At 67.7% G+C, this 613-nt stretch carries 1 protein-coding gene; it reads left to right on the plus strand.

Annotated elements, in window-relative coordinates; translation table 11 throughout:
- Positions 1-596, plus strand: a 596-nt coding sequence (locus tag ADK67_RS10395; RefSeq protein ID WP_053716193.1) for an IS630 family transposase, incomplete at its 5' end; no start/stop codon positions are given.
- Positions 597-613: the final 17 nt, after the last annotated feature.

The following is a 613-nucleotide window of genomic DNA, read 5'->3' on the forward strand; positions in this document are numbered from 1 at the left end:
CCCGCGGCTACGACCCGGCCAGGCCGGTGGTGTGCATGGACGAGAAGCCTTACCAGCTGCTGGCGCACGCCCGCGACCCGATCCCCGCCGCGCCGGGGCGCGATCCCAAGCAGGACAGCGAGTACGTCCGACACGGCACCTGCTCGATCTTCTGCTGGGTCGAGCCCCTGGGCGGCTGGCGGCGGGTCGACGCACAACCCCGCCGGACCAGGATCGACTGGGCCGGGCAGGTGCAACGACTCCTGACCGTCGACTACCCCGAGGCCGAGAAGGTCGTCCTGGTGATGGACAACCTCAACACCCACAGCGTCGCGTCCCTCTACGAAGCCTTCGACCCGGCCACCGCGTTCGGCCTGGCCCGGCGCCTGGAGATCCACCACACCCCCAAACACGGATCCTGGCTCAACATCGCCGAGATCGAACTGTCCACACTGGCCCGCCAATGCCTGGACCGCCGCATCACCGACCTCGACACGCTCAACACCGAACTCGCCGCCTGGCAGCACGCCACCAACGCGGACCAGCGTCAGGTCGACTGGCACTTCACCACCGACGATGCCCGTACCCGACTTCGCCATCTCTATCCCAAACGTTAGAGGCGACGCTCTACTAG

It is taken from the genome of Saccharothrix sp. NRRL B-16348 (assembly GCF_001280085.1).
Classification (GTDB): domain Bacteria; phylum Actinomycetota; class Actinomycetes; order Mycobacteriales; family Pseudonocardiaceae; genus Actinosynnema.